Annotated in this window: 17 protein-coding genes; 10 read left to right on the top strand and 7 right to left on the bottom strand. The window is 57.2% G+C overall.

All coding sequences use genetic code 11. From position 1 onward, the window contains the following. Positions 1–950: 950 nt before the first annotated feature. The gene (locus tag AC6I7J_RS02910; protein ID WP_021509584.1) at positions 951–2,273 is read right to left on the bottom strand and encodes an MFS transporter; all 1,323 of its coding nucleotides are present in this window, start codon (positions 2,271–2,273) and stop codon (positions 951–953) included. 401 nt (positions 2,274–2,674) lie between these two features. On the opposite strand from AC6I7J_RS02910, the gene AC6I7J_RS02905 reads away from it, so the two are divergent. The 4 genes from AC6I7J_RS02905 (at position 2,675) to AC6I7J_RS02890 (ending at position 12,504) form a co-directional block, all read left to right on the top strand. Beyond that, complete coding sequence (locus tag AC6I7J_RS02905; RefSeq protein WP_498006737.1) at positions 2,675–4,519, top strand: Ig-like domain-containing protein; 1,845 nt, start codon at positions 2,675–2,677, stop codon at positions 4,517–4,519. A 193-nt stretch (positions 4,520–4,712) separates the two neighbouring features. Beyond that, positions 4,713–8,132, top strand: a complete 3,420-nt coding sequence (locus AC6I7J_RS02900; protein ID WP_498006735.1) for an Ig-like domain-containing protein — start codon at positions 4,713–4,715, stop codon at positions 8,130–8,132. Positions 8,133–8,144: 12 nt separating this feature from the next. Beyond that, positions 8,145–9,950, top strand: coding sequence for an Ig-like domain-containing protein (locus AC6I7J_RS02895; protein ID WP_498006733.1), 1,806 nt, complete (start codon positions 8,145–8,147; stop codon positions 9,948–9,950). Positions 9,951–10,146: 196 nt separating this feature from the next. Then, positions 10,147–12,504: an Ig-like domain-containing protein gene (locus AC6I7J_RS02890; protein ID WP_498006731.1), complete on the top strand. Its 2,358-nt coding sequence runs from the start codon at positions 10,147–10,149 to the stop codon at positions 12,502–12,504. A gap of 112 nt (positions 12,505–12,616) precedes the next feature. Here the strand turns inward: AC6I7J_RS02890 and exbD are convergent, their stop codons facing one another. Both exbD and exbB read right to left on the bottom strand, forming a co-directional pair. Beyond that, the gene (gene exbD, locus AC6I7J_RS02885; protein ID WP_021509588.1) at positions 12,617–13,039 is read right to left on the bottom strand and encodes a TonB system transport protein ExbD; all 423 of its coding nucleotides are present in this window, start codon (positions 13,037–13,039) and stop codon (positions 12,617–12,619) included. A 5-nt stretch (positions 13,040–13,044) separates the two neighbouring features. After that, positions 13,045–13,773, bottom strand: coding sequence for a tol-pal system-associated acyl-CoA thioesterase (gene exbB / locus AC6I7J_RS02880; RefSeq protein WP_031280126.1), 729 nt, complete (start codon positions 13,771–13,773; stop codon positions 13,045–13,047). A 453-nt stretch (positions 13,774–14,226) separates the two neighbouring features. On the opposite strand from exbB, the gene metC reads away from it, so the two are divergent. Together metC and AC6I7J_RS02870 are read left to right on the top strand one after the other, a co-directional pair. Beyond that, complete coding sequence (metC, locus tag AC6I7J_RS02875; RefSeq protein WP_498006729.1) at positions 14,227–15,417, top strand: cystathionine beta-lyase; 1,191 nt, start codon at positions 14,227–14,229, stop codon at positions 15,415–15,417. A 104-nt stretch (positions 15,418–15,521) separates the two neighbouring features. Beyond that, positions 15,522–16,181, top strand: coding sequence for a DedA family protein (locus tag AC6I7J_RS02870; RefSeq protein ID WP_021509591.1), 660 nt, complete (start codon positions 15,522–15,524; stop codon positions 16,179–16,181). Positions 16,182–16,203: 22 nt separating this feature from the next. On the opposite strand, the gene AC6I7J_RS02865 is transcribed toward AC6I7J_RS02870, so the two are convergent. Continuing rightward, positions 16,204–17,121 carry an AraC family transcriptional regulator gene (locus AC6I7J_RS02865; protein WP_058771382.1) on the bottom strand — a complete coding sequence of 306 codons (918 nt, stop codon included), beginning with the start codon at positions 17,119–17,121 and terminating at the stop codon, positions 16,204–16,206. A gap of 205 nt (positions 17,122–17,326) precedes the next feature. Between AC6I7J_RS02865 and dkgA the strand changes: the two genes are divergently transcribed. Beyond that, positions 17,327–18,154 carry a 2,5-didehydrogluconate reductase DkgA gene (dkgA, locus tag AC6I7J_RS02860; protein ID WP_021509593.1) on the top strand — a complete coding sequence of 276 codons (828 nt, stop codon included), beginning with the start codon at positions 17,327–17,329 and terminating at the stop codon, positions 18,152–18,154. Positions 18,155–18,751: 597 nt separating this feature from the next. Here dkgA and ftsP read toward each other — a convergent pair. The 3 genes from ftsP to parC form a co-directional block, all read right to left on the bottom strand. Beyond that, positions 18,752–20,179 carry a cell division protein FtsP gene (ftsP, locus tag AC6I7J_RS02855; protein ID WP_031280127.1) on the bottom strand — a complete coding sequence of 476 codons (1,428 nt, stop codon included), beginning with the start codon at positions 20,177–20,179 and terminating at the stop codon, positions 18,752–18,754. Between the two features lie 267 nt (positions 20,180–20,446). Then, complete coding sequence (locus tag AC6I7J_RS02850; RefSeq protein ID WP_021509595.1) at positions 20,447–21,184, bottom strand: 1-acylglycerol-3-phosphate O-acyltransferase; 738 nt, start codon at positions 21,182–21,184, stop codon at positions 20,447–20,449. A gap of 38 nt (positions 21,185–21,222) precedes the next feature. Then, on the bottom strand, positions 21,223–23,496 hold the full coding sequence (parC, locus tag AC6I7J_RS02845; RefSeq protein WP_021509596.1) for a DNA topoisomerase IV subunit A: 2,274 nt from the start codon (positions 23,494–23,496) through the stop codon (positions 21,223–21,225). A gap of 408 nt (positions 23,497–23,904) precedes the next feature. On the opposite strand from parC, the gene AC6I7J_RS02840 reads away from it, so the two are divergent. The 3 genes from AC6I7J_RS02840 to AC6I7J_RS02830 are packed head-to-tail and all read left to right on the top strand — an operon-like array spanning position 23,905 to position 26,290. After that, entirely contained in the window at positions 23,905–25,464 is a 1,560-nt protein-coding gene (locus tag AC6I7J_RS02840) for a BglG family transcription antiterminator (RefSeq protein WP_058776535.1), read from the top strand. Positions 25,465–25,481: 17 nt separating this feature from the next. Further along, a complete protein-coding gene (locus AC6I7J_RS02835) occupies positions 25,482–25,952 on the top strand; it encodes a PTS sugar transporter subunit IIA (RefSeq protein WP_058771379.1) in 471 nt (156 codons plus the stop codon). A gap of 23 nt (positions 25,953–25,975) precedes the next feature. After that, on the top strand, positions 25,976–26,290 hold the full coding sequence (locus AC6I7J_RS02830) for a PTS fructose transporter subunit IIB (RefSeq protein WP_021313325.1): 315 nt from the start codon (positions 25,976–25,978) through the stop codon (positions 26,288–26,290). Positions 26,291–26,299 lie beyond the last annotated feature (9 nt).

The raw sequence follows: 26,299 nt of genomic DNA, 5'->3' as shown, positions 1-26,299 counted from the left end.
GAGGTGAAGCGCAGGTCTGTGAAACCGCACCGAACGGTTCCCTCTCCCGCCATCGGGAGAAGGGGCCGATCGCTCGGTTGTTGAGGTGAAGTGCAGGTTTGCGAAACCGCACTGAGCGGTTCCCTCTCCCGCGTGCGGGAGAGGGCCAGGGTGAGGGCCAGCGCGCAGACGGGAGCTGGCTGGCACCCTCATCCCCCGCCTTCTCCCGCTGGCGGGAGAAGGAGCCGACCGGGTGGATGTTTAGGTGAAGTGCAGGTCTGCGAAACCGCACCGAGCGGTTCCCTCTCCCGCGTGCGGGAGAGGGTCAGTGTGAGGGCCAGCGCGCAGAGCAGGAGCAGGCTTGCCCCCTCATCCCCCGCCTTCTCCCGCCAGCGGGAGAAGGAGCCGACCGGGTGGATGTTTAGGTGAAGCGCAGGTTTGCGAAACCGCACCGAGCGGTTCCCTCTCCCGCGTGCGGGAGAGGGTCAGGGTGAGGGCCAGCGCGCAGAGCAGGAGCAGGCTTGCCCCCTCATCCCCCGCCTTCTCCCGCCAGCGGGAGAAGGGGCCGAACGAGCGGGTGTTGAGGTGAAGTGCAGGTTGGTGAAACCGCACCGAGCGGTTCCCTTTCCCGCGTGCGGGAGAGGGTTAGGGTGAGGGCCAGCGCGCAGAGCAGGAGCAGGCTTGCCCCCTCATCCCCCGCCTTCTCCCGCCAGCGGGAGAAGGAGCCGACCGGGTGGATGTTTAGGTGAAGCGCAGGTTTGCGAAACCGCACCGAGCGGTTCCCTCTCCCGCGTGCGGGAGAGGGTCAGGGTGAGGGCCAGCGGGAGAAGGAGCCAACCAAGCGAGTGTTGAGGTGAAGTGCAGGTCTGCAAACCCGCACCGAGCGGTTCCCTCTCCCGCGTGCGGGAGAGGGTTAGGGTGAGGGCAAGTGGGAGAAAGTTAAAGTGAGGCCCAGCGCATACCAACTCGAACTACAGCGACGCGCCCACTACCGTTGCGCTGTGCCGCGCCTGGTACTGTTTCACCATGCGGCCAATCAGCAGCGTGCCCACCAGGCCGCACACTGCGGCAAACGACAGCCAGACGCCCGGCATCGCTTTATCGCCTGTAGCATGAATCAGATAGCTCGAAATCGCCGGCGTAAAACCACCAAACAGCGCGGTCGCCAGGCTGTAGGCCAGCGAAAAGCCCGAAGCGCGCACTTCAGCCGGCATGATCTCCGCCAGATATACCACCATCGCGCCGTTATAGCTGGCGTACAGGAACGATAACCACAGCTCCGCTTCCACCAGGTGCGCAAAGGTCGGCGATCCCACCAGCCCGTGCAGCACCGGCCAGGTTGTCAGGATCATCAACACGGTAAAGGTAATCAGCAGCGGCCGCCGCCCAACGCGGTCCGACAGCGCGCCCATCACCGGCAGCCAGAACAGGTTAGAGATGCCGACAAACAGCGTAACGAGGAAGCTCTGCTTGTCACTCATCATCAGCACGGTTTTACCAAAGGTCGGGGTGAACGCGGTAATCATGTAGAACATCACCGTGGTGGTGACCACCATCAGCATGCCGGCCAGCACCAGCGCCCAGTTCTGTCCCACGGAACGCACAATCTGGCCCATCGACGGGTGCGATTTGCGCTGGCTGAAGGCTTCGGTCTCTTCCAGCATGCGGCGAATCCAGAACAGGAACGGCACAATCAGACAACCGACCACAAACGGAATACGCCAGCCCCATTCGGTCACCGCGTCCTTCGCCAGCAGATGATTAAGCCCCAGCCCCAGCAGCGCGGCAAAGATTACCGCTACCTGCTGACTGCCCGACTGCCAGCTGACGTAAAAGCCTTTACGGCCTTTGGGAGCCACTTCAGACAGATAAACCGAGACGCCGCCCAGCTCCACGCCCGCCGAGAAACCCTGCAGCAGGCGACCCAGCAGAATCAGAATCGGAGCCGCCGCGCCCAGCGTGGCGTAGCCTGGTACCAGCGCGATAGTCAGCGTACCGAGCGCCATCAGGCCGAGCGTCAGCAGCAGCCCTTTACGCCGGCCGTGATGGTCAATGTAGGCCCCCAGTATAATCGCCCCGAGCGGACGCATCAGGAAGCCGGCGCCAAAGGTCATCAGCGTCAGCATCAGCGAGGCAAACGGATCGTCGCCCGGGAAAAAGGTTTTTGCAATGGCGGTGGCGTAGTAGCCAAACACCATAAAATCGTACATCTCAAGGAAGTTACCGCTGGTAACGCTAAAGATGGTTTTGGCACCGCCCTGCGATGACTTTTGTAAAGCGTGACTTGAGCTCATATCGTCCTTCCTGGTTTTTCTCCTGTTTTAGCCTGCCGGCGCGTGAATAGATGTGATCCTGTTCACCATTGCACTTTACAAAAGTACAAACAAAGGTAACAAATAGTTAACACGGCCGGTCCGATCAGCTTATGAGGAAAGTTAATAATTCTGGGCTTTCCAGGTGACAGGTGCAGCACAGACTATCGACTTTACTAGTGACATAAATTCAGCGATATCAAACCTCAACAAGCAATATCATGAGCCATATCCCACTCTTTTTAATGCGCTTTTCATTAGCAGAACTTATTAAGATCAGTCTTAGAAACGAGACGATTCTGGTACATGCCGCCATCCCCTCCCCCGTTATGCTGGGCAGGCAACGGTAATCACGCCGTTGATGATTTTGGTGGAGAATACTTATGCTAACACCTCTCAGCTTTGACCCCTTTTCATCCATTAATACCTTGCGAGTGGGCACACCTTATCCGCTGCTGAGCGGCAGCCTGCCGGCGCAGGCCGGTGAAATCATTGAATTCATTATCAACGATCACCGCTACAGCACGCCGATTGCCGCCGACGGCAGCTGGTCATTTCAGCCGCCGTTCTCGCTGAGCGAAGGCAGCCACGACATGGTGGCGTGCATCGGCGACAGCGGTGAGCCGCATCCGTTCTCTGTTGACGTCGCACTCTCGGTGCCGGACAAACCGGCGATCACCGCGCTGTTTGACGACGTCGGCAGCGAAACCGGCCCGGTCGGGCGCGGTCACACCATTGATGACACCACACCCAAAGTGCAGGGCTATGCGCTGCCGGGCAGCACGGTGCGGCTGTACGATCACGACAGGCTGATTGGCAGCACCGTGGCCAGTAAAAGCGGCGAATGGTCGCTGGAGCCGCTGCTGGGCGCGGGCGGGCATCAGCTAACCGTCACCGCGACCGACGAGTTTGGCCGCGTCAGCGAACCCTCTAACCACTTCGACGTCACCGTGGTTGAGAGCGGACCGGTGCCGCCGACCATCAGCTACGCGATTGACGATGTCGGCACCGTACAGGGCCAGCTCGCCAGCGGTTCCACCACCGACGACTTCTCGCCGCTGATCGTGGGCCGCGCGGAGCCGAACAGCATCGTTTATCTGTTCGCGCAGAACGATCACGGCGGCATCGGCTATAAAGGCAGCGTTAAAACCGATGCCAACGGCGACTGGGTAATTCAGTCACGCGCGATGATCAGCGGTGACGGCATCTACACCTTCTATGCCTCCTACGAGAACAGCAAAGACGACTACCGCCCGGATTTCAGCCTTAATATGTCGGCGCTGGAGAATCTGCGTCCGGCTATCGACTGTGCGCGTGACGATACCGGCGCCCATACCGGCCAGGTGTACCATCGCGGCACCACCGACGATAAAACGCCGGTGCTGGAAGGTCGCGGTGCGCCGGGCAGCATCGTTGAGATTGAGTACAACCTGAGTAACAGCGGCTGGCACAGCGCGGGCAGCGTGACGGTCGATGCGCAGGGCAACTGGCAGTTCGCCGGCTTCGAACTGACCTATTTTGGCGAATGGGGTTTCCGCTCGCGCGGCGTGGCCGATGGTAAAGCCAGCGCGTGGAGCGATAAGTTTGAACTGCTGGTGATCCCCGGCGCGCCGCTGGAACCGACTATCGACTACGCCTGGGACAACGCGGGCCCGCTGCAGGGGCCGGTTTATCAGCACGACTCAACCGATGACACCACGCCAACGCTGCACGGCAGCGGCACGCCGGGCCAGGTGATTGAGATCGAATATGGCGTGCAGGGTGAAGGCCTGCGCCACGCCGGCAGCGTGCTGGTCGATGCCGACGGCAAATGGAGCTTCACCTCGCCGTATCTGCATCAGCCTGGCGTGTGGGAATATCAGGCGCGCGCCTCGACCGGTGAGATGAAGAGCAACTGGAGCAGCAAATTCGTGCTCGACGTCAGCCCTGACGCCGCGTTCGATCTGCAGGCGCAGGATGAAGCCCAGCCGGACGCGCTGACGCTGCACCAGTTACTGAGCGAAGGCGGCAAAGGGCTGTTCATTGAGGATGACAGTACCCATCTGCTGGTGAACGGCAAGCCGGGCGACAGCGTGCAGCTGCAGGATATTCTGCCGGCAGGCGAAGCGGTCGATGGCTGGACGCAGCAGACCGGCACCCTGACCATCGCCGGTACGCAATATCACGTCTGGAGTCACGGCGATGCCGAACTGCTGGTGCAGGACGGCGTGCAATTGCAACTGGTGTAACCCCCCGATGCCGTGCGCGTAGCACGGCATCATCCTGCCCTCTTTCCCCGGCTTTTCACCCGTTCGGACTTTTCTCTCTTCGGGACAGGTCTCATACAGCGTTTTACGTCATCTATTACAAAATGCGCCCTTTATAACCCGGCGCAGCGGGCTTTGCTGCAATAGACCCAACGTAAAACACAGGAAAAATCCCATGGATCTGTTTGATTTTAAAGAGGTGAAGTACCTCGAGCGCGACACCAACACCCCAACGTTTTTCGGTAAAATCGATTCAGAAGTGGGCAAAGGCGGCCAGGTAATGATTACGCTTGGCGACAGGAATTTCTTTGTCGACATCAACCCGCAGGACGGCAGCTGGAAGTGGACGCCACCAGAAGCGCTGGCCGACGGTGAATACAGCATCTCCTTTATGACCATCGACACCGCCGGTAACCTCAGTACGCCGTCACAGCGCACGCTGATCGTCGACACCACGCCGCCAGTCGCACCGACGTTGCTGAACATGTACGACGATCAGGGCGCCATTACCGGCAGCTTTGACGCCGGTAAAATGACTGACGATCGCCGCCCGACCCTGACCGGCATCGCCGAAAAAGGCACCGTGGTGTATCTGAAAGAGGGCAACACCGTGATCGGCAGCGCCAAAGCCGACGAGAAAACCGGTCTGTGGACGCTGGAACCGAATGTGGACCTGGCGGATGGCCGTCACAACCTGACGCTGGTGGCGGCGGAAACCTTCGCCGGTAAGGTACGCGAGGGCAAAGTATCCGATGAGTTTAACATTACCATCGGTAAAGACGGCGACGTGCCGGGCGATCCGGGCGGCGTGGCCAAAATCATTGAGGCTATCGATAATGCTGGCAGCCTGACCGGCTCACTGAAAAGCGGCGGCATCACCGATGACACCACGCCAGAGCTGCGCGGCAGCGCGCCGGAAGGCAGCGTGGTGCGCATTCAGTACCGCAACGATAAAGGTGAATGGATCGATGGCGGCAATGCGGTAATGAACGGCACCAGCTGGAGCTGGACGCCAAACCCGGCGCTGGGTGCCGGTAACTGGGAATTCCGCGCCAACGCCGGCAGCGGCTGGACCGACGAATTTAAGCTGGATATCGATCTCGCACCGGCGGCAAAAACGGAAATCACTCACGCTTACGATGACTTTGGCCCGTTCACCGGCACGCTGGGCAACGGCGCGATTACCGATGACCGTACGCCAAACCTGCACGGCCGCGCCGAATCTAACAGCCTGGTGTATATACACTATCGCAATGTGCTGGGCGCATGGGAACTGCTGGACAGCGTGACAGCCGGCGCCGATGGTCACTGGGAGTATGAGACTGACCGTCTTTCTCCGGGGACATATGAGTTCCAGGCGGGAACGTCTGGCACACGTAATACGAACGGTAAACCGTTTGGGCTGCAGATTGTGGCGCCGGGCAGCGTCGCCCCAGAAATATCTATGGCCTGGGATGATGTGGGCAAAATCACCGGTGAGGTGAAATCGGGCGGGCTGACCAATGATACTCAGCCGGAACTGCGCGGCAATGCCGAGGCGAATGCGGTTGTACAGGTCGAGTACTCACGCGACGGCAAAACCTGGCATAGCGGGTCAACGGTTGCGGATGCGAATGGCCGCTGGTCGTTTACGCCAAAAGACGAGCTGGAATATGGTAACTGGGATTTCAGAGCGAAAACCACCAATGGCAACAGCTATAGTGCAGATTATGCGCTGCGAGTTGTTGAACATGAAGTAATTGTCAAATCTTATGATTTTGAAAGAATAATCCCAGGAGACATGACTAAAGATTTCATTTATGGCGATCTCAACTTCAAATTCAATAATCAGGAAAAGGTGAAAACACGTGTTGAAGATAATGCTATTTATGGGAAAAGCCTTATCATTGATAATATGAATCTCAATATAGAAACCGTCCAGAAAATAATGTTAGCTGAAAAAATTAACTATTTTGAACTAACTGCCATAGACTGGGAGGGAGCTGATTCATACGTTAGCTTTTATGATACTAATGGTAAAGAGATTGGCCGCGTATACGCCACCGATACACGTAATGAAGCCCGAGAAGTGCTACGCTTCTTCTCCGGTGAGATTGAAATAAGTTATGTTGAGCTTCATTTAAAAAGCGCAAGAAATGTTTTTGGGATTGACAACATCATAACAAAACGTTACGCGAATGATGATATCACACATGGTAGCCATGGCTTTGAAGCTTTCGATAGCTATGAAGCAGCATATAAATTCCCTCTGGGAAAAGCAGATAAACTCGGCAGTGGTTTGATTTTCAAAACCGTGAAAGGCACTGAAGCAGAGGTTTATGACAATGCCAAGTCGAAATCCTACAAATCATTATATTTTAAAAACAACTCCACCTATGAAATAACTCTTGGACCAACCGATAAAATATCATTTGATTATCACAACGTTTTTTACTCCAACCGTCATAAAATCAAGATTTTTTCTACTTCTGGTGAGATACTCTTTGAAGAATCACTAAAATCTGTCGGTATTGACTACAGTAAGTTTGAGTATGTTGCACAAACAGGGAAATCAATTTCACATATTGAATTTATTGTTGGAGATGATACAGGTGTCGAAAACCCTATAGATGGTGGGTTTTCCATCGATCACATCGCATGGGGTGTAAACGTCGATTCTGGCCTGGAATCATTCGATCAATATACCGTTGACTACAAGTTCGACATGACCCGAGTTAACACGTTATCGGGTGGTGTGAAATTTTCCGGAAAAGCGCATGAGGGTGTAAAATCCGAATTAAACACCTCAAGAGTTTTTAATGACGGTGGTGAACATCGTGCTTTTTTATTAGGCGATAACTCCACTTACACGTATGACTTTGGCAGTACGGAAAAGGTCGAATTCGCACTAACCGCGGTTAATTCTGCCAATCAGCATGAAATCATTGTCTATTCAACCACGGGTGAAATTCTCTACCGTGAAATGATTGCAATCGTGGGTTCCAGAACAGCAACACCTCCTGACACCTATCAGTTTATCGCACCACCGGGTAAAAAGATTGGTCATATCGATTTTGTAATGGGTCAGGAGGGAACAAGTGATGATAGTGATGCCGGCATTACCATTGACAACATCAAGTGGGGCGAATACGTCCATCCGGAAGTCAATACCAACGGCGGCAAACTGTACCTGTTTGACGAAAACGACCTCTATGATCCGATCCAGGTTTTCGACGCCGATAATCAGCTCTATCAGCTGCTGGTCAACAGCGAGGATCAGACGGTGATTTTTGCCGACCAGGTGGAGGACGGCAGCAAAACCAGCGTGATCCAGATGGACAACGCCGGCAATAACGCTCTGACGCTGAGCCTGCAGGATGTGCTGAGGCACGGCAGTGAGAACCTGGCGATTGATGATGCCACTAAACAAATTATCGTTAACGGCAATCAGGGCGATACCGTGCGCCTCGAAGACATCCTGCCGGAGGGCAGTGAGCAAAACGGCTGGGCCGAGCAGGCCGGCACCGTCACCATTGCCGGCACCCAGTACCACGTCTGGAGCAACGGCGACGCTGAGCTGCTGGTGCAGGACGGCGTGAAAACCGAGCTGGTGTAAGGGAGAGCCATCATGAACCAGATTCTTAATGCATCTTACCGCTACACCGACGATCCGCGCCGCGGCTACAGCGGCACCAGTCCGCAGGCGCGCAACGGCTTCGCGGAAATCGCTATTGATGGCCAGCCGCCGTACACCGTCAAGGTCGACGCAGAGGGCCGCTGGAGCTGGACACCGCCCGCCGACTGGACGCCGGGCGAACACATCGTGTCGGTGCGCATGATTGACGCCGCCGGCAACATTGGTAATCCCGCCCAGTTTATTCAGGTGGTCGACTACACGGCGCCGGACGCGCCGCGCCTGCTCAATATGTACGATGACCAGGGCGACATCACCGGCAGCTTCGACGCCGGACGCATGACCGACGACCGCCGCCCGACCCTGACCGGCGTCGCGGAAAAGGGCACCGTGGTGTACCTCAAAGAGGGCGACACGGTGATCGGCAGCGCGCAGGCCGACGCCACCACCGGTATCTGGACGCTGGAGCCGCACGCCGACCTGAGCGACGGCACCCATCAGCTGACGCTGGTGGCGGTCGAAACCTTCAACGGCAAGCTGCGCGAGGGCGAACCGTCTGAACCGTTCGAATTGCTGATTGGCCGCGACGGGTCTGCCGCCACGGTCATTTCCCACGCGGTGGATGATGCCGGCCCGGTCACCGGTTCGCTGCTGAGCGGCGCGCTCACCGACGACGCCACGCCGCAGCTGCACGGCAGCGCCCCGGCGGGCAGCACGGTTTTCGTGCAGTACCGTAACGCCAGCGGCGAATGGGTCGACGGCGGCGCGGCGCAGATGGACGGCTCCCGCTGGAGCTGGACGCCACCGGCTGAGCTGGACGCCGGCAGCTGGGAGTTTCGCGCCGGTCAGGAAGGCAGCTGGAGCGACAGCTTTACGCTCGACATCGCCTTCGCCGGCAGCGACGCGCTGCACGCCACGCTGACCCACGCCACTGACGACTTTGGCCCGGTCACCGGCACGCTGCTGAGCGGCGCGCTCACCGATGACACCACGCCAACCCTGAGCGGGCGCGGCGAAGCCAACAGTAACGTGGTGGTGCGCTACGGTGCCTTTGGCGAGTTCACCCATTCGGCGGTGGTAACCGTAGGCGCGGACAGCAACTGGAGCTTCACGCCGCCGGCGCTGGAGTACGGCGTCTGGTCGTTTGCCGCGCAGGCGCAGGGCGACAGCCAGTGGAGCGATACGTTTGAGCTGGTCCTGATGCCGGGCGGCCAGCACACGCCAGAAATCCTCCGCGTGTATGACGACGTGGCGCTGTATATCGGCGAAGTCAGCAACGGCGGCATCACTAATGACCGCCAGCCGGAGCTGAGCGGCGTCGCCGAGGCCAACAGCGTGCTCAACGTCTACGACGGCAGCACGCTGATCGGCAGCGTGCAGGTCGGCGCAGACGGCAACTGGCGCTTTATCACGCCAGAGCTCAGCGATGACTCGCACAGCCTCAGCGTCAGCTACGGCGCTTACGACGCTGGCCTGCCGGCGTACAGCATCGTCGTGGACGCCACGCCACCGGGCGAGGTGGAAATCAACGCGCTCGCCCCGCTCGGCCTGACGCTCAGCGACGTGGTGGAAGCCGGTCAGCAGGGCCTGTTCATTGACGACGGCAAAACCCAGCTGCGCGTCAGCGGCCAGGCCGGCGACAGCGTGCAGCTCAGCGACATTCTGCCGGAAGGCGAAGCGGTCAGCGGCTGGACGCAGCAGGCGGGCACCGTCACCATCGCCGGCAGCCAGTACCACGTGTTCAGCCACGGCGACGCCGAGTTGCTGGTACAGGACGGCGTGAAAATCGAGCTGGTGTAATCCCCCGATGCCGTGCGTGCAGCACGGCATCATCTTCTCCTTTTCCTCTGTTTTTAATCCGTTCGGATTTTTCTCCCTTCGGGACGCATCTCATACGGCGTGTTACATCATCTATTACAAAATGCGCTCTTTGTAACAAGGCGCAGCGGCCCTCGCTGCGGTGGACCCGACGTAAAAAAACACAGGAATAATCTCCATGGAACTGTTCAATTATGAAGAGGTGAAATACCTCGAGCGCGACACCAACACCCCCACGTTTTTTGGCTATGCAAATTCAGAAATCGGTAAGGGCGGCACCATGCTGATTACCGTCGGCAAAGAGACCTTTACGGTAGATATCGACCCTGCCAACGGCTACTGGAGCTGGACACCTGCAACGCCGCTGGAGGATGGTTACTACAACATGTCTTTCCAGTCGGTTGATAAGGCCGGCAACGTCAGTACGCCCAGTCTGCGTACGCTGATTGTTGATACCACGCCGCCAGTAGCGCCGACGCTGCTGAACATGTACGACGATCAGGGTGACATCACCGGCAGCTTCGATTCTGGCAAGATGACCGACGACCGCCGCCCGACCCTGACCGGTATCGCGGAAAAAGGCGTGATTGTTTACCTGAAAGAAGGCAGTACGGTTATCGGCAGCGCGAAGGCGGATGAAAATACCGGGATGTGGAAGATCGAGCCGGAGGTTGACCTTACCGACGGCCAGCATGATTTGACGCTGGTGGCGAGTGAAACCTTTGCAGGTAAGGTGCGCGAGGGTGAGGTTTCGGATGTTTTTAGTATCATCATCGGAAAAGATGGCTCAACCCCGCCCGATCCCGGCGCCATTCTGGAAATCACTCACGCAATAGATAATGTCGGCAATGCAACTGGCGAATTGAAAAGCGGCGGGCTGACTGATGACACCACACCAGAGCTTTGCGGTAACGCACCAGCAGGTAGCACGGTGAGAATCCAGTATCGAAATGATAAAGGCGAATGGATCGATGCAGGCAACGCAGTGATGGACGGTAGCCGCTGGAGCTGGACACCGAATCCGGCGCTGAGTGCCGGTACCTGGGAGTTCCGAGCCAATGACAGCAGCGGCTGGACTGACGGGTTCATACTTAATATTGATCTATCGGCATCTACTCGCACTGAGATTACTCATGCTTACGACGATTTTGGTCCGTCTACCGGTATGCTCAGTTCTGGTGCGATTACCGACGATACGACTCCTACTTTATACGGCCGTGCCGAAGCTAATAATATTGTCTATATACACTATCGCAACGTAACCGGTATGTGGGACTTATTGGGTAGCGTAATAACTAAAGCAGATGGAACGTGGACTTATGAAAGTAAAAATTTGACAGAGGGCCTTTATGAATTCCAGTCAGGGACTTCCGCCACATATACTCCCTCTGGTAAAACCTTCGAATTGCAGATTATAACAACTGGCACAATAGTGCCGAAAATCACATCTGTTTGGGATGATGAGGGAACATCAACAGGCATAATCCGTAATGGCGGGGAAACCGATGATCGAACTCCCACTCTTTCTGGCGTTGCGGAAGCAAATAGTACTGTGGTTATCAAATATACAGACGGTAAGGACACATTTACAGTTTCTGTCTTCTCAAACGACAAAGGCGACTGGAATTATACCCCTCCACCGCTTAAATTCGGCTCGTGGGCGTTTACGGTCTCGACGATAGATAGCGATAAAACCAGCGATAGCTATGTTATAAATATACAGCAATACAATTACGTTAATAGCGGTTGTAATTTTGAGGGTTTACCATCATCTTTAGGAAGCCACATACCTAAACCTTATCCTAGTGTAGGGGTTGGCAGTCAATTTAACTTATACAGCAAATATAATTTCAAAAGTGATTTTGCTATGAAGCCTTTAGCCGGAGTTGTACAACTATCAAACCACTATTATTATGTCGGCAATCAAGCTTACACGGGCAATAATCTTATAATGAGAGAAAACTCTAAAGCAGAGTTCACTGTCCCACCATCGAAAATTTTAGAATTGAACGTTATAGGTGGAAATAAAGGCTATTACATAATAAATTTTTATGACAAAGATAATAACATCATACATTCAGAAAAAGTTTCCGTACCAGAAGGGGTATTGCACCATAAGTTCTCTATCGATGAAGGGTTATTTACTAAGTTTGATATTGAGGTGCGTGACTTAGGAGGATTGTATTTAGATAATTTTATATGGCAAAAAGCCGTTCCGATTGTTACTTCAACGATTAATCAGATTGATGAACTGCATGACGATGCCATCAATAGTTTATTACAAATTGATCCAGATAAAATCCTTGAGCAAGGACAACAGGATTTGTTTATCGACAATGGTAAGACCCAGTTAATGATTGATAATCATGCCTGCGAAACAGTGCAGCTTAGCGACATCCTGCCGGAAGGCGAAGCGGTCAGCGGCTGGACGCAGCAAACCGGCACCGTCACCATCGCCGGCAGCCAGTACCACGTGTTCAGCCACGGCGACGCCGAGTTGCTGGTGCAGGACGGCGTAACGGTGAATCTGGTTTAACTGCGATTCGGCACAGCTCGTGACATGGCGGCCTGCTCCGGTCGCCACAATAAAAAAGGTCGTCATAATTGACGACCTTACAGATAAAATGGCTGGGTTTACGTTGGTGAAACTATTTCTTCACCGTCTCCATGCCCATCAAACCAATCTTCAGATAACCCGCTTCACGCAGCTGATCCATCACCGACATCAGCGTTTCATAATCGACCGATTTGTCCGCCTGGAAGAAGATGGTGGTCTCTTTGTTGCCTTCGGTTTGCGCGGTGAGCGCGTTCACCAGCGTCTCTTTGGTCACCGCATCGTTACCGATGTAAATCTGCTTATCCGCTTTGATCGACAGATAAACCGGCTTCTCAGGACGCGGCTGCGGCGCGCTGGTGGAAGCAGGCAGATTGACGCGCACATCCACCGTGGCGAGCGGCGCGGCGACCATGAAGATGATCAGCAGCACCAGCATGACGTCGATAAACGGCGTCACGTTGATTTCGTGCATTTCGCCATCGCCGACCGCATCATCGTTTAAACGCATCGCCATAATACTTATCCTACGCGCAGTTTCTGGGCCGCCGCCGGACGGTTAACTTCTTTTGCGGTATCGACGTTGCCAAGGTCCAGATCGCGGCTCTGCAGCAGCAGCACCTGCGCCGCCACGTCGCCGAGCGAAGCTTTGTAGCTGGCAATCATGCGGGCGAAGACGTTGTAGATCACCACCGCCGGGATTGCCGCCACCAGGCCAATCGCCGTCGCCAGCAGCGCTTCCGCGATGCCCGGTGCCACCACCGCGAGGTTGGTGGTCTGGGTTTTCGCGATACCGATAAAGCTGTTCATGATGCCCCACACGGTGCCGAACAGACCGATAAACGGCGCGACGGAACCGATGGTGGCGAGGAAGCCGTTCCCGCGACCGGCATGGCGGCTGAAGCCCGCGACGCGACGCTCAAGGCGGAAGCTGGTGCGCTCTTTGATGCCGTCGAGGTCTTCGCTGCCGGCGGAGAGTTCCAGTTCGTTACGCGTGTCGGCGAGCAGCACGGCACTGTGGCTGTTGGCTTTGAAGTTTTCGGCCGCGCGATACGCGTCATTCAGTGAGCGCGCTTCGCCCAGCGCCAGCTGTTCGCGCTTCAGGCGACGTTTCGCCCCGCTCAGCTCCGCGTATTTGCCAAAGAAAATCGCCCAGGTAACGACCGAGGCCAGCAACAGGCCGATCATCACAATTTTTACCACGATATCGGCATGCTGATACATGCCCCAAACGGAGAGGTCCGTTTGCATCAAGTCACTGGATACCACGCTGCGTCTCCGACTTCTGTTGCACCGTTCACGATTGAAGCGCGGATCATAGCAAAAAAACCGACCGAAGTGATAGTGGTTCTCATTACTATTTACAAAGCTGTAACCCGCTGAATTGATACGGCGCAATGTTTAGCGCGATAAATCGCGCCGCTACGGTTTGGTGCGGTTTGCGGGATGGAACAGCCGGCACGGTTGCGCGATAAATCGCGCCGCTACGGTTGGGTGCGGCTTGTGGCATTAAGCAAAAACACCGCACGGGTCGTAGCGGCGCAATTTATTGCGCTTTGCTTTTCCGCCGCGTAATAAAAGCCACTATCAGCCTCTTTCCATGATTGTGCTGGCGTCACTCTGATATTCGGCAAACGGGCTCAACCCCGCGCCGCGATTCGTGGTAAGTTGAATGCTTTGTGAGACGTGTCAGGAAAGGCAGTGATGGCAACGAAAAAAATTGATACCCGGCTTGTCACCGCGGGACGCAGCAAACGTTACACTCAGGGCTCGGTTAACAGCGTCATTCAGCGCGCATCCTCACTGGTTTTTGACTCCGTCGCGGACAAACAACGCGCCACCGCCGGACGCGCCAGCGGTGAACTGTTTTATGGCCGGCGCGGCACCCTCACCCATTTCTCCTTCCAGGATGCGATGACCGAACTGGAAGGCGGCGCCGGCTGCGTGCTCTATCCGTGCGGTGCGGCCGCGGTCGCCAATGCCATCCTCGCGTTTGTCACCAGTGGCGATCACATACTGGTCAGCGGCGCGGTGTACGAACCCACCCAGGATTTCTGCACCAAAATTCTCGCGAAGCTTAACGTCACCACCACCTGGTTCGATCACTGCATCGGCAGTGAAATCGGCGAGCTGGTACAGCCGAACACCCGCGTGGTGTTCCTCGAATCACCGGCTTCCATCACCATGGAAGTACAGGATATTCCGGCGATTGTCGCGGCGGTGCGCGCCAAAGCGCCAGACGCGGTGATCATGATTGATAATACCTGGGCGGCGGGCGTACTGTTTAACGCGCTGGAGCATGGCATCGACATTTCGATCCAGGCCGGCACCAAATACATCATCGGCCACAGCGATGCGATGATCGGCACTGCGGTGGCCAACGAACGCTGCTGGGCGCAGCTGCGCGAAAACTCCTACCTGATGGGCCAGATGGTGGATGCGGACACCGCGTACATGGCCAGCCGCGGCCTGCGCACGCTGGCTACGCGTCTGCGTCAGCATGAAGAGAGTGGCCTGCGCGTGGCCGAATGGCTGGCGGCACAGCCGCAAGTGGCGCGCGTCAACCATCCGGCGCTGGCGCAGTGCAAAGGCCACGAGTTCTGGCGGCGCGATTTCAGCGGCAGCAGCGGGCTGTTCTCATTCATCTTGCATGAAAAACTCACCCCGGCGCAGCTGGCAAATTATCTCGATCGCTTCCACCATTTCAGTATGGCCTACTCGTGGGGCGGCTTTGAATCGCTGATTCTGGCGAACCAGCCGGAAGAGCTGGCGGCAATTCGTCCGGCGGGCGGCGTGGATTTTGACGGCACGCTGGTGCGTCTGCATATCGGGCTCGAGCACGTTGACGATCTGCTGGATGACCTGAAAGCCGGTTTTGCCCGTCTGAATGCGTAAAAGATAAACCAAACTTAAACCATCCGGTACGGCGTAGCGGAGATCAACGATTACGCCGTCCCGGATGGTTAAAATACAAGCCTTGTGACTCGATGGGATAGCAGATGGGTGTTTTACATGAGATTGTCCAGGCGCTGTGGCATCAGGATTTTGCCGCGCTGGCCAATCCGGATGTAGTGTGGATTGTCTACGGCGTGATGTTTCTGACGCTGTTCCTGGAAAACGGTTTGCTGCCTGCCTCGTTCCTGCCCGGCGACAGCCTGCTGCTGCTGGCAGGTGCGATGATCGCCAAAGGCGTGATGGATTTTGTGCCGACTATGGTGATTCTGACCACCGCCGCCAGCCTCGGCTGCTGGCTGAGCTATCTGCAGGGGCGCTGGCTTGGTAATACTAAAATCGTCAAAAGCTGGCTGATGCATTTGCCAGCGCAGTACCATCAGCGCGCCTGGCACCTGTTCAATCGCCACGGCCTGATGGCACTGCTGGTTGGCCGCTTTCTGGCCTTTGTGCGTACGCTGCTGCCCACCATGGCGGGCATTTCGGGTTTGCAGAACGGGCGTTTTCAGTTCTTCAACTGGCTGAGCGGCGCGCTGTGGGTCGGGATTGTAGTGGCGATGGGCTACGGCATCAGCCAGGTGCCGTTTATCAAGCGCCACGAAGATCAGGTGATGGCGATCCTGATGGTGCTACCTATTGTGCTGCTGTTTCTCGGCCTCGGCGGCAGCATTGTGGTGATCTGGAAAAAGCGGCGCCAGAAAGCCTGAGCCTCTGTAAAGCGCCGCCGTTTCAGGCGGCGTCAAACGGCTGCAGCGCCCCGGTCTGGCGCGCGCGGCTCGCCTCTTCTCCCGGCGTCACGCCAAAGTACCGTTTAAACTCCCGCGAAAACTGTGACGGGCTTTCATAGCCAACGCGCACGGCGGCGGCGCTGGCCTTCAGCCCATCCTGCAGCATCATTAACCGCGCCTGATGCAGCCGGTAACGCTTGAGATACTGCAGCGGCGAGGTCTGGGTCACCGCCTTAAAGTTATGGTGAAACGCCGAGACGCTCATGTTGACCTCCGCCGCCAGCATTTCCACGCTCAGGCTTTCGGCAAAGTGGTTCTCGATGCGGCGCAGCGCCCGGGCCACCTGGCTGAACTGCGTCTGGCGATTGACCAGCGACAGCAGCGCGCCGCCAATCGGCCCGGTCAGTACGTAATAGATGATTTCACGCACCAGCTGCGGGCCGAGCACGCGGGCATCACGCGGTTTATCCATCACATCCAGCAGCCGTTCCGCGGCGCACAGCATCTCCTCGCTAAGAAACGCAGAGTGAATGCCGGAGGTTTGCGGCTGCGGCTGAAACTGCTCGTCATCGCCAATGCTTAATAGCAGATCCTGCAAACTGGCCGGATCCACGGTGAGGCTCATGCCGGCCAGCGGCTGCTGCGGTGTGGCGTCAGTTTCGCACTCCACCGGCAGCGTAACCGTGAGCATCAGATATTTGGTGGCGTCGTAGCGAAACACCGTGCTGCCGAGGTAGCCGGTTTTGTGTCCCTGAAACAGGATCACGATGCCCGCCGGATACAACATCGGCGTGCGTGGCAGCGGTTCCTCTGCGTAGATCAACCGCACATTTTCCACCGCACACAGCGGCTTTTGTGGCTCGCGCATCAGTGTGATCACGCGCTGGGCCAACTGGCGGCAAAGGGCATCGTTCGGCATGGCACTCTCTCGGGCAGCAAAAAACGCAGTGTGCCGCATTGCTGCATAAAGCTCCAGATGGCTGGAGAATCAGGCAAGATTTTTGCAGGATTGCACCGGGCGAAAGTGCCGTTCGGTTGCCACAATGATCCTCAGGTCAGGTTTGTTGACTAGACTTAAGCACATCGTTTCTACGGTAAGTCACTGCAACCGATAAGGAGTCACTATGGCAGAGCAACCCCGGATTAAACTGCACGACGGCAACATGATGCCGCAACTCGGCCTTGGCGTCTGGCAGGCCAGCATTGATGAAGCGCGCAACGCGGTGCTGGAAGCGCTGAAGGTCGGCTATCGTTCCATCGATACCGCCGCCGCGTATAAAAATGAAGAGGCGATTGGCCAGGCGCTGCAGGAAACCGACGTGGCGCGCGATGAGATCTTTATCACCACCAAACTGTGGAATGATGACCAGCAGAACGTTGAACAGGCGATGGAGACCAGCCTGAAGAAGCTGCAGCTGGAGCAGGTGGATCTCTATCTGATGCACTGGCCGTGTCCGCAGAAAGACCACTACGTCGATGCGTGGAAGAAAATGGTGGAACTGCAACAGCAGGGACTGGCGAAAAGCATCGGCGTGTGTAACTTCCATGAAGCGCACCTCAAGCGGCTGATTGATGAAACCGGCGTGTCGCCGGTGGTGAATCAGATTGAACTGCATCCGATGCTGCAGCAGCGCACGCTGCATGCGTGGAATGCGCTGCATCAGATTCAGACCGAGTCGTGGAGCCCACTGGCGCAGGGCGGTGAAGGCGTGTTTGATCAGGAGATCATTCGCGAGCTGGCGAAGAAGTACAGCAAGACGCCGGCGCAGATTGTGATTCGCTGGCATCTGGACAGCGGCCTGGTGGTAATTCCGAAGTCGGTAACGCCGGCACGCATTCAGGAGAACTTCCAGGTGTTTGATTTCCGGCTGGATAAATCAGAAGTGAGCGAGATCGCGAAGCTGGATAAAGGCAAGCGGCTGGGACCGGATCCGGAAGAGTTTAATGGGTGACGCGGGTTAAGGATGCGATGGGTGAAGGGTGCGGTTTGCCCCCTCACCCCGGCCCTCTCCCGCATGCGGGAGAGGGAGATGTCCGCGCAAATCTGAAGCGGTGTGCCAGTGGGTAATACTGCACAACCAGGCCCCCTCACCCCGTCCCTCTCCCGCGCGCGGGAGAGGGAGATGTCCGCGCAAATCTGAAGCGGTGTGCCAGTGGGTAACACTGTGCGACCAGGCACCCTCACCCCGGCCCTCTCCCGCACGCGGGAGAGGGAGGTGTCCGCGCAAATCTGAAGCGGTGTGCCAGTGGGTAACACTGTGCGACCAGGCACCCTCACCCCGGCCCTCTCCCGCACGCGGGAGAGGGAGATGTCCGGACAAATCTGAAACGGTGTGCCAGTGGGTAACACTGTGCAACCAGGCACCTTCACCCCGGCCCTCTCCCGCGCGCGGGAGAGGGGGATGTCCGGGCGAGACTGAAACAATGAAATGGCTTTAAAATCCTTTTAAACCAGAAATTTAAGTTTATCTCTTAATTTACAGTTGGCTCAAAACGGTTCCCTCTCCCGCTGGCGGGAGAGGGTTAGGGTGAGGGAAAAGAAACGCACCTCACCCGACCGGATTCACCACCATCTGCCCTGCCGTGCCGCGATCGGCGAGTTCCAGCGTCTGGCTGTAATAGACAAACGGGAAATGCTCTGACGAACTCTGCGGGAAACTCACCAGCAGTTCGACATCGCCATCCACCCAGACCGTATCTTTCCAGCCGCGATCTTCTCCCATCGACTGCGCGCCGTTGACGCTCTTAATCAGGAACATCACGCCCTGAATATGCAGCGACTGCGGACGGTCGGCGTGAATGATCCAGCGCTCAAAGGTGCCCTGCTGCACCGTCGTATCGATGCGGTTCATGTCCCACAGCACACCGTTAATCCCCGGCGTACCGTCGCCGAGGCGGAATTCACGCGTGCGCACCGCCACGCCATCGAGAATCTGATCCGCCAGCAGGCGCATCGGCAGGTTGTCGGTCACCAGCGGCAGCAGGCCGGTTGGACGCAGCGTCAGTACCAGCGTGTTGGTCAGAATCGATGACGGCTCAAACAGCCCGCGCAGACGATCCATAATGCCTGCCGCCGTGCCTGCGGTGATCGACACTTCATCGCCCTGCGACATGTCCACCAGCACTTCGCGGCGTTCGCCCGGTGCGAGCGACAGCGTCTGCACCGCTACCGGCGCGGGCAGGAAGCCCTGATCGCTGGCGATCACCGTAAACGGCCGGTTGTCGCTAAAGCTGAGATCGAAACGGCGCGCATTGGCCGCATTCAGCAGGCGCAAACGCACCCAGCCGCGCGACACTTCGACATACGGATTTTGCACGCCGTTAACCAGCAGCGTATCGCCGAGGAACCCGCCGTCCGACGGTGGGTTATAAACCGGCGTGGCAAAGTTATCGAGGCGCTTGTCCTGAATAATCAGCGGGAAATCATCGACGCCGTAATGCTTCGGCAGCGGCAGCGCTTTGCTGATGTCATCTTCGATCAGCCACATGCCCGCCAGGCCGTTATAAACGTGCGGCGCCATGCGATTCGGCGTGTTGGCGTGATACCACAACGTGGCTGCGCCCTGACGAATCGGCAGCACCGGTGCCCAGTCTACGCCGGCGGACATCATGCGCGGCGCACCGCCCATCAGCGCGCCCGGCACCTGCAAACCGCTGACGGTCATCGCCACCGGTTCATTGAGGCGGTTGCTGTAGATCAGTTTGACATCATCGCCGCTGTAAACGCGCACCGTCGGGCCAAGGTACAGGCCGTTAATGCCCCATACCGGCACTTTGTTGCTGTTACCGTTGAAGGACCAGTGGCTGCGCTGCAGCGTAAGGAACAGCGGCTGACCGCGGCGTGATTCAATCAGCGGCGGCACCGGCAAAGGTACATCGCCCAGTGGCGCGGCGGCGCGGGCGGCGTAAGGCATAACGCTGGAAGCCAGCGCCATACCGGCAGAAAGCTGAATAAACTGACGTCTGCTGCAAGACATAAAACTTCAGACCTTTTGAGCGTGGCGTGAATACGCCGTGTCCATGTTGTTATTTTTAATCGTGTTGTGAAGCGCCCGACCGGCGCGGCTGTGTGTCCGGGTCAGGTCAATGCGCATCCGGGACCCGGTGCGCATGAATGCGCACCCTACAAGCGGCGGGGCCCGGTGCGCATGAATGCGCATCCTACAAATGGCGGGATCCGCAGCAAATCAATGCACCCGACAGATCGAGCCATAGCGCGCTGCGGGTGAGCCATTTTTTGCCGGCTAGATTTTACCGTTTTTTTCGCGTTCGGCGACTTCAGCGTTCAACTCTTCCAGCTTAGCAGACATTAATTCACGGCAGTGGGTCGCCAGCTTACGTACCGACGTGGTTTCAAACTGCGTGGTATCCACTGGCGGCAGCATTTCCACGATCACTAAGCCATTGTTCCAGCGATTCAGTTTGATTTTGCCGTGGGTGTTAGAGACCACCACCGGGATGATCGGCACGCCCGCCGCCACCGCCGCATGGAACGCGCCGGTCTTGAACGGCAGCAGACCGCGTCCGCGGCTGCGCGTCCCTTCCGGGAACATCCAGAAGGAAATTTTCTTCTTTTTAAACTGCGCCACCAGCTCGCCGATGGTGCCGTGCGCTTTGGCGCGGTTATCGCGGTCAATCAGCAGGTTACCGGTCAGCCAGTAGAGCTGGCCGAAGAACGGGATCCACAGCAGGCTTTTCTTGCCCACCGTGACCGTGGTCGGCTGCACGATATTGGCAGCGGTAATCATGTCGTAGTTGTTCTGATGGTTAGCGATGTAAATCGCGTTACCGTAGCTTTCGGCATCCGCCGGTTTACGCAGTTCGACTTTGACGCCAAACACCGTCGACAGACGACCAAACATGTGACCAAAGGTCGCCACGTGGCGCGGATTACGCGGTGAAAACAGACACCAGATGCTGCCAAATATACAAACCAGAATCGAATAAATCACAACGATCAACGTGCGTAAAATTAGTAACATAGCTTCCTCAAATGTGGCAGTCCTTCGCCTTTTCAGTCTTACTCTTCGCTATTCGCGTCACTTTTTGGCCGCGCTGGCGCATTCACTTCCACGCTATCGATCCGTTGCAGTCCGCGCGATACGCTACCGCGACGGCCGCGCTCAGCACGCACTTTCTGCAGATCTTCATCACGCATGATCAGCTTACGCTTGCCGACATAGATAGTAATGGAACTGCCCGGCGGCAGAATCAGCAGCCACTGCAGCTTGTCCACGCCCGCGGCGGCATCCGCGGACGGAATCGAGATAATCTTGTTGCCCTTGCCTTTCGACATCTGCGGCAGATCGGCCACCGGGAACATCAGCATCCGCCCCGCCTGGGTGATGGCCAGCAGCATGTCGTCGCCAGAGTGCACCGCCAGCGGCGTCATCACTTTGGCGTTTTCCGGCAGCGTCAGCAGCGCTTTACCGGCGCGGTTGCGCGACACCAGATCGGCAAAGGTACAGATGAAGCCGTAGCCGGCATCGGAGGCCATAAGCAGCTTCTGATCGTCCGCTTCCATCAGCACCTGCTCAATCACCGCACCTGGCGGTGGCGTCAGCTTGCCGGTGAGCGGCTCACCCTGCCCGCGTGCCGACGGCAGCGAGGTCGGATCCAGCGTATAGCTGCGGCCGGTGGAGTCAATAAACGCCACCGGCTGGTTGCTCTTGCCGCGCGCGGCGGCACGGTAGCTGTCGCCCGCTTTGTAGCTTAATCCTGCCGGATCGATATCGTGACCTTTGGCGCTGCGCACCCAGCCCATCTGCGACAGCACAATGGTGACCGGCTCAGCGCTCACCAGCTCGTTCTCGCTCAGCGCTTTCGCTTCTTCACGTTCGTGCAGCGGTGAACGGCGGTCGTCGCCGTAGGTCTGGCTATCCGCCAGCAGTTCTTTCTTCAGCAGGTTACTCATTTTGCGATCGGAGGCGAGGATCGCCTGCAGCTGATCGCGCTCTTTTTCCAGCTCGGCCTGTTCACCGCGAATCTTCATCTCTTCCAGTTTGGCGAGATGGCGCAGTTTCAGTTCCAGAATCGCTTCGGCTTGGGTTTCGCTGATGTCAAAGCGCGACATCAGCACCGGCTTCGGCTCATCCTCGCTGCGGATGATGTGAATCACCTCATCAATATTGAGGAACGCCACCAGCAAACCTTCGAGGATATGCAGACGACGCAGCACGCGTTCCAGACGATGATTGAGACGGCGTGTCACGGTATCGCGGCGGTACACCAGCCATTCCGAGAGGATCTCCAGCAGGTTTTTCACCGCCGGACGGTTATCCAGCCCGATCATGTTGAGGTTAACGCGGTAACTCTTCTCCAGGTCGGTGGTGGCAAACAGATGGTTCATTACCTGATCGAGATCCACCCGGTTGGAGCGCGGCACAATCACCAGCCGCGTCGGGTTTTCGTGATCCGATTCATCGCGCAGATCCTCCACCATCGGCAGCTTTTTATTGCGCATCTGGCTGGCGATCTGCTCCAGCACGCGCGCGCCCGACACCTGGTGCGGCAGCGCGGTGATCACCACCTCGCCATCCTCTTTTTTCCACACCGCACGCTGGCGGATCGAACCACGGCCGTTCTGGTAGATCTTGCGGATCTCGTCGCGTGGCGTGATGATCTCGGCTTCGGTCGGGAAGTCCGGCCCCTGCACGATCTCCAGCAGCTCATCCAGCGTGGTGTTGGGCTTGTCGATCAGGCGCACCGCGGCTTCGGCCACTTCGCGCAGGTTGTGCGGCGGAATATCGGTCGCCATACCCACGGCGATGCCGGTGGTGCCGTTGAGCAGGATGTTCGGCAGGCGCGCCGGCAGCATTTTCGGCTCCTGCAGCGTGCCGTCGAAGTTCGGGATGTAATCCACCGTGCCCTGCCCCAGTTCGCTGAGCAGCACTTCGGCATATTTCGACAGGCGCGATTCGGTGTAACGCATCGCCGCAAAGGATTTCGGATCGTCCGGCGCACCCCAGTTGCCCTGACCATCCACCAGCGGATAACGGTAGGAGAACGGCTGCGCCATCAGCACCATGGCTTCGTAGCAGGCGCTGTCGCCGTGCGGATGGTATTTACCCAGCACGTCACCCACGGTACGCGCCGATTTCTTGAATTTTGCGCTGGCGTTAAGCCCCAGCTCGGACATGGCATAAACAATGCGGCGCTGCACCGGCTTGAGACCGTCACCGATGTACGGCAGCGCACGGTCCATGATCACGTACATGGAGTAGTTCAGGTACGCGTTTTCAGTAAACTTGTGCAGGGCAAGACGCTCTGCGCCATCCTGTGTCATTTCACTCATTAAGCTGGCATCCTCACTTCGTGGCCCGCAACGGCGGGTCATCCGGCGGTCATTTGGCGAGGATAGTACCTTATTCGCGGGATTTAGTCACAGGGAAGCCGTTGAGGACAGAAAGAATCTCCCGGCTTTAAATAACGTGACGCCGGTTGAAAAAATAAAAAGGATTGGGAGCATCATCACACTTATTTAGCGCGTTATTGTGTGAGCAAACTCGCATTTAATTTCCCGTCACCGCGGTGTATTAATGCTGTCCGCCTGACGGGACAACATTTAGTATTGTTGCTGCCGCCATCCTTTCCTAAATTCATACTCCATACGACACACCTTTTTCGCGACGGCTTGCTGGCAATGAAATAAATGCCACAAGGAAAAATCCCATTAGGTTTTACCAAAATAAAGGGTGACCGAATGCAAATACTGACTTCGCGACAACACCGGTTAGTGAAATTGCTGTTGCAACAGGCGGCGCCGCAGCCGATTGGTCAGCTGGCGTTACAGCTCGGTGTCTCCGGAAAGACCATTCAGCGCGACCTGCAGTGGCTGGAGAGCTGGCTCAGCAACTGGGCGCTGACGCTGGAGAAAACCCCTGGCCGCGGTGTGCGGCTGCGGGTTGAGGATATGCAGCAGCGTTTGCAGCTGGAGCAGCAGCTGAACGGCGACGAGGCCGGCGACGCGCTCAGTCATAACAGCCGACGGATAAAAATCGCCTCCCAGCTCCTGAGCGATGCGCCGCGTGCCACGTCAATCAGCAAGCTGTCCGAGCGCTACTTTATCAGCCACGCCTCGATTGTGAACGACCTGAAAGTAATCGAAGAGTGGCTGCAGCCGCTGGGATTAACGCTGCAGCGCGGCCCAGGTGGCACGCACATAGAGGGCCATGAGCAGGCGCTGCGTCAGGCGATGGTGTCGCTGATCAACGATGTGATGCAGCAACAGGTCGCCGGTACGCCGCTGCTGCCGCGGCTCGATCCTGGTAGCCAGCAGGCGCTGGTGCACTATTTTGGCGAAGAGGATGTGGCCTTTGTGCAGACGCTGCTGCAACAGATGGAGCAGCAGCTGAGTTATCCGCTGGGCGATGCCTGGTATCTCAATCTGTGCACGCACATCCTGATCATGATGCACCGCATGGCGCAGGGCAACGCACTGGCGCTGGACATTCTCACCACCGCGCACGATCTGGATCAATCGATTCTCACCATTGCCCGGCAGATGGTGGCGCGCATTGAGCAGCGCATTGGCTGTGCGTTGCCGGCCGATGAAGTCGGTTTTATTTATCAATATATCGTCTCCTCCGGCATTGTGGTGGAAGAGCGTGGCGATCAGGTGACGCTGCATAATCAATTTTCCACTGCCGAGTCGGTTAAAATAACCTGCGAATTAATTGATCGTTTCTCGGCGTTTATTCAGCAGGACTTATCTCAGGACCGTTTATTATTTGACGGTTTACTGGTGCATATAAAGCCATTATTAAACCGGCTTAAATATCACATTCATATTCGCAATCCGCTGCTGGATGATATTAAACAGGAAATGAAAGAGATATTTTCTCTGACCCAGCAGGCAATGCAGCTGACCGCGCGCACCTTCGCCCTGTCGCCGGTGGCTGAGGATGAAATTGGTTATCTGTGCGTCCATTTCCAGGCGGCACTGGAGCGGCAGATCGCCCACAAACGCATCCTGGTGGTGTGCTCCAGCGGCGTGGGTACCTCACACCTGCTCAAGAGCCGCATATTACGCGCCTTTCCGGACTGGGAAATTGCCGGCGTGGTGTCAGCCAGCAATCAGGCGGCGTTTTGTCAGCACCACGCGGTGGATTTGGTGATCACCACCATCCACCTCGACGCCGGTGCCATTCCGGCCGTGTATGTCAGCGCCTTTTTTAATGATGACGATATCCGGCGGGTCACTGACGCCATGATTGGCAGCCAGCTGCCCAACGGCACGCCCTGCGCGTTGGCCGCACACTGATTGAATGAGGAGCAACCATGGACATTTCCCGCATTCTGACGCCGCGCCGCGTTAACCTGGCGCTTAGCGCCACCAGTAAAGAAGAGGCGATCAACGAACTCACCGATCTGCTGGTGAGCGACGGCGCCATCAGCGATCGCGCCGCGTTTATTGCCGATGTCTGGCTGCGTGAAGCGGAAGGCTCGACCGGCTTCGAGAACCATATCGCGATTCCGCACGGCAAATCGTCGGCGGTCAGACAAACCACGCTCGCCATCGGCCGCACCCAGCAGGATATTCCGTGGGAAACGCTGGATGGCAGCCAGGTGCGCTGCATCATCCTGTTCGCCGTGCGGCTGGAAGATCAGAACACCACCCATATTCGCCTGTTGTCGCAGGTGGCCAGCGCGCTGGCCGATGATGAGGTGATAGCCCGACTGCTGGCGGAGAATGACCCCGGCAATATCATCCGGCTGTTTAGTCAGTACGCCGAAACCGACCTCTGTTAACACCCAACACCTTGAGGTGCCACATGAATATCGTCTGTGTAGCGGCCTGCACCGCAGGCATCGCGCATACCTACATTGCGCGCGAAAAACTGATTAAGGGGGCTCACGCGCTGGGCCACACCATCCACGTTGAAACCCAGGGCACCATCGGCACTGAAACGCCGCTGACGCGTGAGCAGATCGACGCCGCTGACGTGGTGATCCTTGCGGTTGACGTCAAGATCAACGGCGAAGAGCGCTTTCAGGGCAAACCCATCGTGCGAGTGAAAACCGAAGTGGTGATCAAGTCACCGGTGAAATTCCTCGAAAAAGTGGCGGATTCACTGGCGCGCGCCTGAGGAGATCGA

This window comes from Type-C symbiont of Plautia stali, assembly GCF_059730935.1.
This window is presented reverse-complemented; position numbering and strand designations above follow the sequence as displayed.

What these genes read in the sequence shown, in the direction of transcription:
- AC6I7J_RS02910 (WP_021509584.1), bottom strand. Translation starts at nt 2,273, where the DNA reads ATGAGCTCAAGTCACGCTTTACAAAAGTCATCGCAGGGCGGTGCCAAA.
- AC6I7J_RS02905 (WP_498006737.1), top strand. Translation starts at nt 2,675, where the DNA reads ATGCTAACACCTCTCAGCTTTGACCCCTTTTCATCCATTAATACCTTG.
- AC6I7J_RS02900 (WP_498006735.1), top strand. Translation starts at nt 4,713, where the DNA reads ATGGATCTGTTTGATTTTAAAGAGGTGAAGTACCTCGAGCGCGACACC.
- AC6I7J_RS02895 (WP_498006733.1), top strand. Translation starts at nt 8,145, where the DNA reads ATGAACCAGATTCTTAATGCATCTTACCGCTACACCGACGATCCGCGC.
- AC6I7J_RS02890 (WP_498006731.1), top strand. Translation starts at nt 10,147, where the DNA reads ATGGAACTGTTCAATTATGAAGAGGTGAAATACCTCGAGCGCGACACC.
- exbD (WP_021509588.1), bottom strand. Translation starts at nt 13,039, where the DNA reads ATGGCGATGCGTTTAAACGATGATGCGGTCGGCGATGGCGAAATGCAC.
- exbB (WP_031280126.1), bottom strand. Translation starts at nt 13,773, where the DNA reads ATGCAAACGGACCTCTCCGTTTGGGGCATGTATCAGCATGCCGATATC.
- metC (WP_498006729.1), top strand. Translation starts at nt 14,227, where the DNA reads ATGGCAACGAAAAAAATTGATACCCGGCTTGTCACCGCGGGACGCAGC.
- AC6I7J_RS02870 (WP_021509591.1), top strand. Translation starts at nt 15,522, where the DNA reads ATGGGTGTTTTACATGAGATTGTCCAGGCGCTGTGGCATCAGGATTTT.
- AC6I7J_RS02865 (WP_058771382.1), bottom strand. Translation starts at nt 17,121, where the DNA reads ATGCCGAACGATGCCCTTTGCCGCCAGTTGGCCCAGCGCGTGATCACA.
- dkgA (WP_021509593.1), top strand. Translation starts at nt 17,327, where the DNA reads ATGGCAGAGCAACCCCGGATTAAACTGCACGACGGCAACATGATGCCG.
- ftsP (WP_031280127.1), bottom strand. Translation starts at nt 20,179, where the DNA reads ATGTCTTGCAGCAGACGTCAGTTTATTCAGCTTTCTGCCGGTATGGCG.
- AC6I7J_RS02850 (WP_021509595.1), bottom strand. Translation starts at nt 21,184, where the DNA reads ATGTTACTAATTTTACGCACGTTGATCGTTGTGATTTATTCGATTCTG.
- parC (WP_021509596.1), bottom strand. Translation starts at nt 23,496, where the DNA reads ATGAGTGAAATGACACAGGATGGCGCAGAGCGTCTTGCCCTGCACAAG.
- AC6I7J_RS02840 (WP_058776535.1), top strand. Translation starts at nt 23,905, where the DNA reads ATGCAAATACTGACTTCGCGACAACACCGGTTAGTGAAATTGCTGTTG.
- AC6I7J_RS02835 (WP_058771379.1), top strand. Translation starts at nt 25,482, where the DNA reads ATGGACATTTCCCGCATTCTGACGCCGCGCCGCGTTAACCTGGCGCTT.
- AC6I7J_RS02830 (WP_021313325.1), top strand. Translation starts at nt 25,976, where the DNA reads ATGAATATCGTCTGTGTAGCGGCCTGCACCGCAGGCATCGCGCATACC.